A 10,840-nucleotide genomic window follows, 5' to 3' on the forward strand; every position below is an offset into this window, starting at 1 on the left:
AGGAGGCGAGCGCCATGAAATTCAAGCCGGAGGCGGGGGACTTTCCCCTGGACCAGGACAGCTGCAAAGCCGACTACACCCGGGCCCGGGAGCTGGGCCGGGTGCGCCTGGGGCAGCGCGCCCTCTACTTCTCCCACCTCACCTGGACCGGTGTTCTCCCCCTGGACCAGGTGGAGCGGGCCTATCTGCGCATTGAGGACGTCCCCGTGGGCATGGGCTGCCGCCGGGTGCCCATGGGACAGCACTACCTCATGGCGGTGCTCCGAAATGGGGAGACCCGGAAAGCCGCCGTCAACAGCCGCCAGGAGGGCGACTGGGTGCTGGAGCAGATTCACGCCCAGGCCCCGAACATCAAAATCGGCTACGAGGCCCCCGCTCCCGGGGAGACCGCCCCATGACCGTCACCGGGGAACAGGTCCGGGCCCTCCGCCTGAGCCGCCACCACCTGGACCGGCCCCTCCCCTCCGGAGGGCTGGTGGAGGCCGCCGCTGGCTGCGGCGTGCAGAACTCGCCCCCGGGTGCCTGGGAGACCGCCCTGTGGAACCGGGTGGAGGGTGTCACCCTCCCCCAGCTGGAGCAGGCGCTGTATGGGGAAAAGACCTTGCTCCAGGCCTGGAGCATCCGGGGCGTGCCCCTGGTCTTTCCTGTGAAAGACGCCGGGGTCTTTCTCGCCCCTCTGTGCGCCCAGCCCGGGGAGGAGCCCTGGATCTACACCCGGGGGATCACCGGGGCCCTGGACGCCCTGGGGCTGAACTTCTACGACCTGCTGCCCCTGGTGGAGGCGGCCTGCGCCTGCCTGGAGGGGGAAACTGTTCTGAGCAAGGAGGCCCTGGACCGGCGGCTGGCCGGTATGATAGAGCCCATGCTCGCCCCTGAGGTCCGCCCGGCCTGGAATTCCCCCTCCATGTACGGCCAGCCCGACCGGCAGACGGTGGGCGGGGCGGCGGTGTCCTTCCTTCTGCGGCCCTGCTCCTTCCGGGGAAAGGTGGTCTTTGGGGCCCGGGAGGGGATCTCCCCCACCTTCACGTCCCCCGCCCGGTGGCTGGGGCGTCCTCTGCCGGACCAGCCCGACGGCGCGCGGGAACTGGTGCGACGGTTCCTCCGCTGTTACGGCCCCGCCCAGGTCTCCGACTTCCAGAGCTGGCTGGGCTGCTCCCCCAAGCAGGCCAAGCGGCTGTGGGGCGGCATTGCGGAGGAGCTGGCGCCGGTGGAGCTGGATGGGAAGCGCCGGTGGGTCCTGGCGGAGGACCTGGACCTCCTCGCCCAAGGGGAGGAGGGGGAGCGCCTGCTCCTCCTGGGTCCCCACGACCCCTACCTGGACCTGCGGGACCGGGACCTGATTCTGCCCGACAAGGCCCGGCAGCGGCAGGTGTGGAAGACGGTGGGCAACCCCGGGGCCGTCCTGCTGGGCGGCCGGGTTATCGGCTTCTGGACCGTCCGCACCAGGGGGGACAAGCTGGATGCGGCCGTCACCCTCTTTGAAGCGCTGGAGCCCGCCCAGCGCTCCCGGCTGGAGGAGCTGGCTCAAGGCTATGCGGCTTTTCGGGGGACCGCCCTCCGAGCGTATACGGTTTTGTAGCGAACCGCCCCGGCGCTGAAACGCGCCGGGGCAGTTTTGTCCGCTCAGGAAATGCCGAGAATGCGCTCCACCCGCCGGGCCGTCTCCTCCTCCAGGGGCACATAGGCCACGCCGGAATACTCGTAGAACTGGTGTCCTCCGGCGGTATACTTCAGGTGGTCCATGGTCCGGCCGTCGGCCGTCTCAATGGTCAGGTACCGGGTGTTCCGCACCGCCTGAACCAAATTGTGGTCTGACTGGTGCCCCCAGCGGATCTCGTCCCACAGGTTCGGCCCCAGACATTCAGCGGACGCCATGGCCTCATAGAGGGCGGCGATGTCCTCCCGGTGGGTGATGACACAGGTACCGATCTCCTCCTGGGCGGCCTTCCCCTCGTCGGTGTTGTCCATGTTGCCAGGGGAGACCGTGATCTGTGCGATGTCTTCCGCAGAAAAAATATAGTAGATATCCTCCAGCACCGTGCGGTAGGAGTAAGTCTCTCCCTCCTCCGGAACAAAATAGGCAAACTCCCACAGGGCCAGCTCCCTGTCTCCGTCCGGGCCAATGAGGTACTGTAAATCTTCATGTCCCCGCAGGCGGGACCAGCCCGGGACCTCCTCTAGTGCCTCCCCCAGATAGTCCCGCAGGTCTACCTGACTGCGGACCTCCAGCTTATGGTACTCGGCGGTATTGTCTCCCAGGGAAATCTGGTTGATTGTCAACACCTGATAGCTGTATTCCCCCTCCCTGAGACCATACAGCAGGTCCTTTACGTCCACCGGCGCTTGGGCGGACATGCCGGGGATGGAGGAGACGTCCGTGCCCGGCCGCCCCTGAAGCTGGGGCTCCGGGTTCCAAAGCACAGTTGCTGCTCCTACTACGAAAACCAGGCAAGCGGCCAGAGCCCCCCAGCGTTTCCACCGGACACGGCGCTTTTGTGGAAAACTTGGCTCCAGGTGCCGCTCGTCCACCTGGCCGATCAGGTCCAATAAATCAAAGCTCGTCATACGTCGATCCCCTCCTGGATCAGATGGGCCCGCAGGCGCACCCGCAGCCGGTGCAGGGTGGTGGTCACCCGGCTCTTGGACCAGCCGGCGCGGCGGGCGATGTCCTCAATGGAATCCAGATACCAGTACCGCCGGAGGAATACCTCCCTCTGAAGGGGCGGCAGTCCGTCCAGGAAGCGGTCCAGGGCCTCCACCGCCGCCTGGCGGTCCAGTTCCCCCTCCGGGGAGCCCTCTGGGGAGACGCACTCCCCCAGTTCCTCCAGGGCCAGGGGCACCTGACCGCCGCCCCGGCGCTGGGCATTCCCGTCCCGCAGGCGGTTGATGGCCAGATTCCGGGTGATCTTGGCCAGAAAGGCCCCCAGGCTCCGGGGCCGCTGGGGCGGGATGGCGTTCCAGGCCCGGAGCCAGGTGTCCGACAGGCACTCCTCCTGGTCCCTGGGGTCGGTGAGGAGATTGCGGGCCACGGCGGCGCAGTAGGGTTCATACCGCGCCCGGGCGGCGGTCAGCCCCTCCTCGTCCCGGGCAAAGAAACGGGCGATGATCTCTTGGTCGTCCACTGGGCTTCCTCCCTTCGGTATTTTCTGGAAAAGGTCCTTTCACCTGGAAAGACCCGTTTTCCTCTCTGCGGTCACAAAGGCGGAAACAGAAAAAGACGCACGCGGTCCAGTTCGCGTGCGTCTTCGGTTATCGGGAACTTTACTCCGCCAAATCGCAGAACTTGCAGGGCTCGTCCACGGTGACGGTGTACTTCTCCAGCAGGGCCACCGGGTGGTAGGACAGCTTGCTGGTGCGCAGGCCCGGGTCTCCGGCGTCGTCCTCCCGGTTGATGAAGTGGACCCCCTCATGGGCGAACTGCTGGGCGAACTGGGCCACCACCATCTGGTAACAGCCCTGGTAGTCCCGGTCCGCCTTCTCGATGTGGGTAAACAGGGTGTCCCCCACGATCTCCCCCAGGGAGAAGCCCACGATGTTCCCGTCCACCAGCAGCATGCCCCCCACCATGTCGTAGAGCCGGTAGTTGTCCAGCACCTCGTGGGTCTTGCGCAGGTCCTCGTGGAAGGAGGCGGCCGCCTTGTCCCGTCCGGCGGCGTACCGGTCCAGGAAGGCCTTCACCGCCGGGACGTCCTCCTCTGTAATCACCCGGAAGGACCAGTTGCCGTAGGTCTTCAGAAATTTGTTCACGTGGTTGCGCTGGCCGCTGAGCTTCTTGCCTCGGAAGTACTTCAAATCCTCCGCCCGGTACAGGTAGTCAAAGGCGTCCCGGTTGGAGATGGCGGCGCTGTTGGGAAAGAACTCCTGGAGGCGGTCCAGCTCGTCCTTGGGCACTGGGTAGAAAGAGATGGGCATGCCCCGGCGGCAGCAGTAGTCGGCGATCTGCCGGTAATGCTCCCGGCGTCCGCCCCCCAGGGGCAGGGTGAAGGTGCTCCCCAGGCCGGGGTACTCCACCTTGAAGTAGAGGGAGCTGTCGTAGATGGCCCACTCCGTCTTGTACATATCCCGCCACATCATCACCGTGCCGGGGGTGGTGTCACAGATCCGGCTTCCGCTGTACCCGAAATAATCGCGGAGCTTGGGCAGGTCTTCTAGCTGCAGGGGGTTAAATTCAAGCATACATTCCAATCCTTATTTGTTTATTTGTGTTCTATTGTATCCGCGAGGCGGCCGAAATACCAACCTGTCACTCCATTTTTCTTCATCAGGCAGCCCCGGCTGGTGCGGGCCACCAGGGAGAGCCGGTCCCCCGGCTCCACAGACAGGCGGTAGTCGGTGGAGTCCTCGCACCACAGCCTCTCCCCGGTGCGGCGCAGGTAGGAGGTGAGGATGTACAGCTCCCGGCCGCTCTCCAGATGGCGGCACCGGGAGAGCTCCTCCCCCGGCTCCAGCAGCTCCAGGTCGGCCCGGCCCCAGCGGATGTTGATGGAGTCCTGGGACGGCTCCTGGCGGTCCAGGGCGGTGTACACCTCCAGCCCGTCATAGGCCTGCCAGGAAAAATCCTCCGACTCCTCTGAGGGGAGAATCAGGGCGTTGAGCTGCCCGTCCGCCTTGAGCACACAGCCCCCGTCGATGGAGATGATCTTCCGGTCATAGTCAAACAGGGGGGCGGCAGAGGGGACCTTGGGGTTATAGAGGGTCACTGGCCAGTGTCCCACGATGACGTACTTGGAGAAGGAGTGCCCCTGTCCCCGGAAGTCGTCGTTTTTCATGCACTTCCACCGGTCCAGGGTCTCCATATGCTCCAGGGAGGGCACCCCTCCGTGGACGAACACCAGGTGCTCCGTCTCCAAAATGGTGGGCAGTCCGGCCAGCCAGGCATGGATCTCCGGATAGCGCTCCCGCAGGGCGGCGCGCAGGCCGGGGAAGTCCATCCAGTCCTCAAAGCCCATCTCATCGGCCAGCTGACGGATGGTGCTCTCCGGGTGCTGGGGGAGGTAGCTGGCGTAAAACCGGCCGTCCAGCTCGTCCGTCTCAAAGAAGCGGAACACCAGCCCGTCGCAGTTGCCGCAGATGGGGTACACCGTGTGGGTGCGGGAGAGCTCCATCATATACCGAAGCAGGGCCAGGCTGTCCCGCCCCTTCTCCAGCATGTCCCCGTCCAGCACCAGGATATCCTCCGGCGTGAACCGGACTTTTTGGAGCAGCCCCCGGAAGAAGGGCAGATTTCCATGGATGTCGCTCACCGCCAGGATGCGGCGGCCGGCGGCAAATTCCGGGTGGATCACACGGGCGGTATTCTCCAAGAAAACTCTCTCCCTTCTCCAAAACATTGCCCTCCCCCCTCCGTCGGAGCGGGCGGAGGCGCGCCATTCAGCATGGAAATCATATCACAGACTTGCGGGAGCCGCAAGGGATAGGAGGCAGAATTTCCCGACAAACAAGGTGGGAAAATTCGTTTTTTGCACAAAAAGAGCCTCTCCGCACCCCAAAAGGTGCGGAGAGGCGGAATCAGTTCCGTTTCAGCGGTAGAAGTGGTGGCTGCCGATGGCGGCATAGTAGGTCCGGTTCTGGGTGATCCAGCTGCCGGCGGACACCGCGGGGGCAAAGAAGTAGAGGCTGTCCCCCGCCACCTCCGCCCCCTCCAGGCACAGCTTGGCCGCCAGAACGGAGGAGGCCACGGGCTCCTGATAGATGGTCCCGTTGGCCACGGGGGTGAACTGGACGGCGTACTGGCTGTCAAACACCACCTCTTTCACCGTATCCGGGAACTGGTCCGACTCGGTCCGGTTGAGGACCACATTGCCCACGGCAATCTGCCCCACCAGGGGCTCCCCCCGGCTCTCGGCGGAGATGATCCGGGAGAGCCAGTACAGGTCCTCCTGGTCATAGTCCGCCTGGGGCGGGACCGCGCCCCAGGTACTCAGGGCGGCGGTAGAGCCGTCCCAGGTGAGGGAGGAACCGCTGGCGTCGGCCAGTACCCGCAGGGGGAGGACTGCCCGCCCGTTCACCACCCGCATCGTCTCGGCCACATAGAGGCCCCGCTCATTGGACCACACGTAGATGGCCCCCGGAGTGGCCTCCAGGTCCAGTCCCCCTCCGTCCACCTGGGCGGAGGTGCCGTCCCAGCTGAGGCTGCGCCCGGTCTCCCGGCTGAAAGCCGCCAGGGTGACATAGCTGGTCCCGTTTTCGATCCAGGCCTCGCCGGCGCCCAGGGACGTTCCATCAATTTCTATGGCTGCGCCCACAGCGCCCGCAGATGTGGTCATCATCAGGGCGGCCAGCACGCCGGCTGCCCCTGTTCTCCATCTGTGTTTCATCGTGGGTATATACTCCTTTGGGTTTATTTTCCGCGGTTTTCCAAAAACCTCGAAATACACCCAAATTGTAACGGACCGGGTGTCAAACCGCAAGCTGTAAGTCCTGGAGCACCAGAAGGTGGAAAAGAGGCGGGGCTATCCCCGCCTCTATGCTGGCCGTGAAATTATTCCGCCTCCACCGGCAGAGTAATGTCCCCCACCGTAACGCTCTCCACGGTGGACAGATCCAGAATCTCCTCAAAGACCCGCCCCTTCTGACAGACGGTCTTCCCGTCCTCCGGACGGATTCCGCCGCCATTGCCGCTCAAATCCAGCGCCGTCCCGTCGGTAAAGTTCACGGTCACGGGCAGGGACTCAAAGAAGCGGTAAGACTGTTCCCGGTTATGTTCACCCATCTGGCCGTCCGCCTGATCCTGGTGGTCCCAGACCAGCTCCTCCCAAACCGTGTAGTCCACCTGGATGGACAGGGGAGAGAGGGTCACCCCGTCCAGAGTGGCCTCCATGCCGTTGAGCTGGAAGGTCTGTCCGGCGTCCAAGCTCACGCCGCTGTCCGGGAAATCAAACTGGAAGCGAATCTTCCACTTCCCCTCCGCCAGCAAGGTTCTGTCCTGAATGTCCTTCCCCCGCAGGTACAGATTCTGGAAAGTGGCGGTGGCCGTCCCCGGCTCAATGGGGGTATCCGCCGTCATCATCTCCACGTACTGAATGGCGTTGTCGGCGGGGTCGGCGTCGTAAAAGTAGGCGGTTCCGTGGCTGCCTCCGAGCATCCCAATAAATGTGTCGGACTGGTCAAAGGTCAGAGGCAGCGGTCCGTCCACTCCCCCCAGCGGGGTCAGATCCTCCGCCAGGGGCCGCCCGTCGTCTCGGGTGATGGAGTACACCACGGCATAGCTGTAGGTGTCCCCGATGATGGCGTCGGCGGTGATGGTCACGCCGTTGTCTGTGTCACTGGCCCCGATGGGCACCCCCATCCGGTCCATGATCTCCGTCTGGGCGGGGGAGTCTCCAAATATAGAGGCAAACACCTCCCCCGCCGGGGTGAGAGTGACGGCGGCCCCCACTCCCATGGTCATCAGCAGGGCGGCCGCCACGCCCACGGTCACGGTGCGGCGGATGGAGCGCACTTTCCCGCTCCCTCTGCCCTCTCCCGCCGTCAGGCGGTCCACCATGGCGTTCTTCTCCTCACGGGTAAAATGCAGCTCATCCAGAGACTGGCGATAGGTTTTCATGCAAATCCCTCCTGTTCCAGGTGTGTGCGCAGCTTCTCTCTGCCCCGGCTGAGCTGGGTGGCCACGGTGGCCGGCTTCTCCCCCAGCAGCTGGGCAATCTCATTGGCGGAGTACCCCTCGTAGTAGTACAGATAGATAACCGTCCGGTACTTGGGGGGCAGCAGGTTCACCGCCGCCAATAGGCTTCCCTCCTCCGCCTCCGGGGCGGGGACGGCCCGGGCCGCCTCCAGGTCCACCGTGGTCCTGCGCCAGTGGCTCTTGAGCTGGTCCTTGCAGAGGTTGACGGCGGCCCGGATGATCCAGGCCCGCTCGTGCTCCGGGCTCTCAAAGCTCCGGGGCTTCTCCAGCAGCCGGAGGAACACCGTCTGACAGATGTCCTTGGCGTCCTCGGTGCTTTTCAGATAGGTATAGCTCAGGCGCAGGATCAGATCGGAGTAGGTCTCCACCAGCCGCTCCGCCTCGGCCCGGTCGATGTGTGATCTCAAATACTTCACCCTCTTTGCAGGTGTGTTCTTCAAAAGCGCTTTCACCTAGAATACGAATGAGGCGTAGGAAATCTGACAGGGGTGGGAAAAATTTTTCCGCGTACGGTGTCTGTGGAGATAGCTCTGTGTGTCCCCTTGAAAGTTCATTATCTCCCCGGCCGCTCACATCAGTATCCCCACACTGCCGGACAAAACGGGGCGGCCCCTGGGGACCGCCTCTCAGAAATTCCCCGCAAAAACTCCCCAGAGCAAAAACTCTGGGGAGTTTCCCGGTCACATCTTCACGAATTTGTCTTTTGGGGCCCGGCAGATGGGGCACCGGTAGTCGTCGGGCAGGGTCTCCCGCTCGGCGATGTAGCCGCAGACGGTGCACCGCCAGGCCACCTCCTCCACGATCCGGACCACTGTGGCCGCCGCGGGGGTGGAGCCCCCCTCGCCCCGGTAGTCGTCCAGGGTCATGGCCGGTCCCTCGCCCAGCACCTCGGCCTCAGTGGCCTCACACACAAACAGCACATAGCTGCCCAGGTCCAGCTTGTCCACAATCTTACAGCTGATTCGGGCCAGGGCGTGGTCTTTCACATAGGGGTTGCCCGCCCCGTCGGTCTCCACCTGGAAGCCCTCGTACTTGTCCACTACACGACCGGACTTATAGCCGAACAGGTCCACCAGCTCTTTGGGGGTGTCGCGCTCCAGCACGGTGGCCGCGAAGCTGCCGGCGGCCTCCACCGCCTTATAGGTCTCGTTGCTCTTGTTCAGGGTCAGAGAGAACTTGGCCGGATTGGTGGAGGTGATCTGGTGCAGGGAGTTGACTACACACCCCTGGTACTTCCCGTCCAGCACGGAGCCCACTAAAAACAGGCCGTAGTTGATTCGGTTGAATGCCTTGCGGTTCATGAAAAGACCTCCTTACACGATCATAAATCTTCCCCGTTTTCTTAATGAGAATAATTATTATTATTCTAGTCTGACTATACTATATATTTCCCGCTTTGTCAAGATTTTTATGTCCGTTTCTCCAAAATAAAACCAGCGTCCGCATTTCCCTGCAGACGCTGGCGTCTCATTAAATATCCTGGCTGATTCCAGATCCTGTGTCTTCTCCCTCCGACGCTCCATCCTGGCTGGACGCCACATCCTGCGAGAGCGGAGTCCCCTCGTCATCCCCGCTGTCCTCCGGCGGAAGCTCCCCATCCCGGAAGAACCGCAGATTCAGGTCCACATTGCCGGAAATGCCGGGCACCTTCCCGTTGGAGGTATACTGCCACATGTCAAAGTCATAGTAAAACGAGGGGTAGTCGGTGTACTGGGCCAGCCAGAAGGGATAGTCCAGCAGCTGGCTCAAGTCCAGGTTGTTGTAGGCCAGATTCTGATAGAAATAGATCATCGCCTCGTAGCCCGCCGCCTCAATATCCGCACAGAAGGCGTTGGCCATGCTACACAGGAGGTCGGTGTCCGGAATGGTCTGAGTCCGGGAACCGGCGTAATTCTGCCGCTCCCAGTCGAAGACCACCGGATATGTAATGCGGTAAGGCGCGATCTGCTCGATCACATAGGCGGCCTCCTGCCGGGCCTCCTCCACGGTAATGGCCTGGGAGAAGTAGTAGATTCCCACATCCAGGCCGGCGTCCAGAGCACCCTGCACATTGTTGACAAACTGGGTGTCGCCCCGCATGTTGCCCTCCGTGCCATAGCCCCGGTATCCCACCCGGATCATGGCAAAGTCAAAGCCGGCGTCCGCCACCTGCTGCCAGTCAATGGTCCCCTGATGGACGGATACATCCACACCCTTGGTCACGTAGACTCCATCCTCCGTATAGGTGATGTACCCGTTCTCATCCTTGGAAAAGCCCTCCGGGTCATAGGTGTTGACCGGAACGTCCTCCAGAAAATCATAGTAGGCTCCCTGGAACAAAATCTGCTCCCCGTAGGTGTGGACCCGGTCCACCTGCCAAACAATCACGCTGATCTCCGCCCGGGTGATGGGCTGATCCGGCAAAAAGACGGTCTCACCGTCCTCCTCGCTTCCCGTAATGATTCCCAACTCATACAGGGCGGTCAGATATCCGTTATCAACATCCGAGAAGGGCGAGCGCTCCGAGGAGGGCTCCACCCCCAGGGCCCTGGCCGCCAGCTCCGCCACCAAAACACGGGCCATGGGCTGGTCCAGGTCGCCGATCTGCTCCCGGGTAAGATAGCCCTGAGACACCGCGTAGTCCGCATGACCGCTGGCCCAGTGATCTCCGGTTGCAGCAAGATCCCCGCTGCCCGCCGCTTTCAGCACCATAACCAGAGCTGCGCCAGAGGTCAGGGGATCATTGGCCCCGAACAGTCCGTTTCCATAGCCGTCAATCATCCCCCGGCTGTTCAACACCGCCACATAGTCATAGTACCAGTCGTCCTCCTGGACGTCGGAAAAAGAACTCACATATCCGCTTGGCACGCTCAAGCGGTAAGGCGTGGCCGCCGCCAGGGCCGGCTGCACACCAACTGTCATCATCAAAGCAAGCGCCGCAGCGCAGCTGCCAACTCGTTTCCACTGCATATTGCTCCGAATACCTCCATTCATTTCAGATCGCCTCAATCTCACGGGTTTACCGTAATGAAGCTATTATAGCAAACTCCTGAATTCGACACAAGAGGCATTTCTTGTCTCTCTCAAAAGACGAAGGTCCCAAGTCTACGCAACTTATGCAAAAAGAAAAAAGACGGACAGCAAACTGTCCGTCCTTTTGTGTTGGCACTACCTATCTTTCCGGCCCGTCTCCAGGCAAGTATTTTCGGCAGAAGCGAGCTTAACTTCCGTGTTCGG

General features: G+C 62.6%; 11 protein-coding genes. 2 read left to right on the top strand and 9 right to left on the bottom strand.

Annotated features, from left to right (window positions below):
- Window positions 1-14: 14 nt before the first annotated feature.
- Complete coding sequence (locus H6B31_RS09800; protein ID WP_204898347.1) at window positions 15-398, top strand: hypothetical protein; 384 nt, start codon at window positions 15-17, stop codon at window positions 396-398.
- Entirely contained in the window at window positions 395-1,579 is a 1,185-nt protein-coding gene (locus H6B31_RS09805) for a winged helix DNA-binding domain-containing protein (RefSeq protein WP_204898348.1), read from the top strand. The genes H6B31_RS09800 and H6B31_RS09805 overlap by 4 nt, the downstream gene beginning before the upstream one ends.
- Window positions 1,580-1,623: 44 nt before the next feature.
- Here the strand turns inward: H6B31_RS09805 and H6B31_RS09810 are convergent, their stop codons facing one another.
- The 9 genes from H6B31_RS09810 to H6B31_RS09850 form a co-directional block, all read right to left on the bottom strand.
- Window positions 1,624-2,565: a hypothetical protein gene (locus tag H6B31_RS09810; protein WP_204898349.1), complete on the bottom strand. Its 942-nt coding sequence runs from the start codon at window positions 2,563-2,565 to the stop codon at window positions 1,624-1,626.
- The gene (locus H6B31_RS09815) at window positions 2,562-3,122 is read right to left on the bottom strand and encodes a sigma-70 family RNA polymerase sigma factor (RefSeq protein ID WP_204898350.1); all 561 of its coding nucleotides are present in this window, start codon (window positions 3,120-3,122) and stop codon (window positions 2,562-2,564) included. The genes H6B31_RS09810 and H6B31_RS09815 overlap by 4 nt, the downstream gene beginning before the upstream one ends.
- 139 nt (window positions 3,123-3,261) lie before the next feature.
- Entirely contained in the window at window positions 3,262-4,176 is a 915-nt protein-coding gene (locus tag H6B31_RS09820; protein ID WP_204898351.1) for a DUF2156 domain-containing protein, read from the bottom strand.
- A gap of 20 nt (window positions 4,177-4,196) precedes the next feature.
- Window positions 4,197-5,303: a metallophosphoesterase gene (locus H6B31_RS09825; protein WP_243418971.1), complete on the bottom strand. Its 1,107-nt coding sequence runs from the start codon at window positions 5,301-5,303 to the stop codon at window positions 4,197-4,199.
- A 216-nt stretch (window positions 5,304-5,519) separates the two neighbouring features.
- Window positions 5,520-6,317, bottom strand: coding sequence for a cell wall hydrolase (locus tag H6B31_RS09830; RefSeq protein ID WP_204898353.1), 798 nt, complete (start codon window positions 6,315-6,317; stop codon window positions 5,520-5,522).
- A gap of 164 nt (window positions 6,318-6,481) precedes the next feature.
- Window positions 6,482-7,546 (bottom strand): DUF4179 domain-containing protein, encoded by a 1,065-nt coding sequence (locus tag H6B31_RS09835; protein ID WP_204898354.1) that lies wholly within the window; start codon window positions 7,544-7,546, stop codon window positions 6,482-6,484.
- The gene (locus tag H6B31_RS09840; RefSeq protein WP_204898355.1) at window positions 7,543-8,031 is read right to left on the bottom strand and encodes an RNA polymerase sigma factor; all 489 of its coding nucleotides are present in this window, start codon (window positions 8,029-8,031) and stop codon (window positions 7,543-7,545) included. Before H6B31_RS09840 ends, H6B31_RS09835 begins: the two co-directional genes overlap by 4 nt.
- Window positions 8,032-8,304: 273 nt before the next feature.
- Window positions 8,305-8,925, bottom strand: a complete 621-nt coding sequence (locus H6B31_RS09845; protein WP_204898356.1) for a flavin reductase — start codon at window positions 8,923-8,925, stop codon at window positions 8,305-8,307.
- Between the two features lie 169 nt (window positions 8,926-9,094).
- A complete protein-coding gene (locus H6B31_RS09850) occupies window positions 9,095-10,573 on the bottom strand; it encodes a GH25 family lysozyme (RefSeq protein ID WP_204898357.1) in 1,479 nt (492 codons plus the stop codon).
- Window positions 10,574-10,840 lie beyond the last annotated feature (267 nt).

It is taken from the genome of Pseudoflavonifractor capillosus (genome assembly GCF_016899775.1).
In the GTDB taxonomy this organism is placed as follows: Bacteria; Bacillota; Clostridia; order Oscillospirales; family Oscillospiraceae; genus Lawsonibacter.